1 protein-coding gene is annotated in these 1,416 nt (G+C 67.9%); it reads right to left on the bottom strand.

The genetic code is table 11. The features are described from left to right. Positions 1-232: 232 nt before the first annotated feature. Positions 233-1,336, bottom strand: a complete 1,104-nt coding sequence (locus IE069_RS15515; protein WP_189351588.1) for an IS110 family RNA-guided transposase — start codon at positions 1,334-1,336, stop codon at positions 233-235. Positions 1,337-1,416: the final 80 nt, after the last annotated feature.

Below are 1,416 nucleotides of genomic sequence, written 5' to 3'. Positions count from 1 at the left end.
TCTCCTGTGTTCCCGTCGACTGGTGGTGGCCGTGGCTGGCGCGTCGTGTTCGACGGCGTTGTCAGACTGATATGCGCGGGTTGGCTACCGCAGGACGGGGTGTTCGGCTGGAGGGTGACCGCTGGTCTAGCAATGTCGGGCGTGACCGGGATGTCCCGGCTGCTCATAGGTGTATCGCGGGTTTCCTCCACGCTGCCGGGGCCGATCGGCCACCGGTGTCGACGGGAAGTCTCTATTCATCCGGCCATGGGTGCTCCTGCTGCACGGGTGCGGCCAGGGACCAGCACCAGCCGGCGAGCTCGCGTGCCACGGCCACGTTCGCGATCACACGTCGTTTCCGACGGGCCTCGAACTTCTCCCACTGACGGTGCAGCCGGTGATTGCCCTGGTGTCCGCGGACGCGGGATGTTTCGTCGGCGAGATCCCAGCGGGACTGCATGTCCCGCGAGGGCTGGTAGCGGCGCCGGTGGTGCCAGGCAGCTTCGACCAGAAGACGCCGAGCGTGGGTGTTCCCCGTCTTCGTGATCGCTCCCTGGGACCGGGTCGTCCCGGAGGAATGCTCCGAGGGCACCAGACCGAGGTAGGCGCCGATGGTCTTGCCGGTGAACCGGTTCCAGTCCCCGACCTCGACGGTGAGCCCGAACGCGGTCAACACGCTGATCCCGCGCAGACACATCAGCGCGTGCACGACATCCGCGTACGGTTCGGATTCGGCCAGCACCCTGATCCGGTCATCGAGCCCGTCGCGGCGCGCGAGCGTGAGCTCGACCGTTTCAAGACAGGAATCGTACGTCGCTTCCAGGACCGGGTCCTCGAAGCACTGCCGGTGCAGCCACGCGTAGTGGGCGTTCGTCCACGTCCGGCCGCCCGAGTACACGATGCCGTGCCGCAGCAACAGCTTCGAGAGCCGGTGCCGGGCCCGCATCAGGTCGGCCCTCACGTCCTCACGGGCCCTGACCAGGTCCCGGGCGGCCTCACGGTGGGTTCCCGGCACGGTCACCGGCGTGAACTGGTCCAGCAGGTTCAGGCGGGCCAGATGTTCGGCGTCCCGGGCATCGGTCTTCACCCGGTCACCGGGCGGACGCTGGAGCTTCGACGGAGCCGCGACCACGCACGTAAAGCCGGCCGCTTCCAGAGCACGGCAGAGCCCGTACCCGGTCGGGCCGGCCTCGTAGACGACTCGCACCGGCGGGCCCAGCCCCTTGACCCAGTCCACGACCCCGGCATTGTTCCCCGGCAGTCGCTGCCGGAGGACCTCGCCGGTGCGCTGATCGATCGCGCAGCCGAGGATGCTGCGGGCATGGACATCCAACCCGACGTAGGTACGCTGATTCATGACTGGAACCTCCAGACGTTCAAATGTGGCTCTACCAGTCCACACCCGCCACGGCGGGATGGGAACAGGACCGGCAACCC

The sequence above is a fragment of the Zhihengliuella salsuginis genome (genome assembly GCF_014651715.1).
Taxonomy (GTDB): Bacteria; Actinomycetota; Actinomycetes; order Actinomycetales; family Micrococcaceae; genus Zhihengliuella; species Zhihengliuella salsuginis.
Note: the sequence above shows the minus strand (reverse complement) of the source record. Positions and strands in the feature narration are given on the sequence as shown.

Coding starts and splice junctions, on each gene's coding strand:
- IE069_RS15515 (WP_189351588.1), bottom strand. CDS start 1,336: ATGAATCAGCGTACCTACGTCGGGTTGGATGTCCATGCCCGCAGCATC.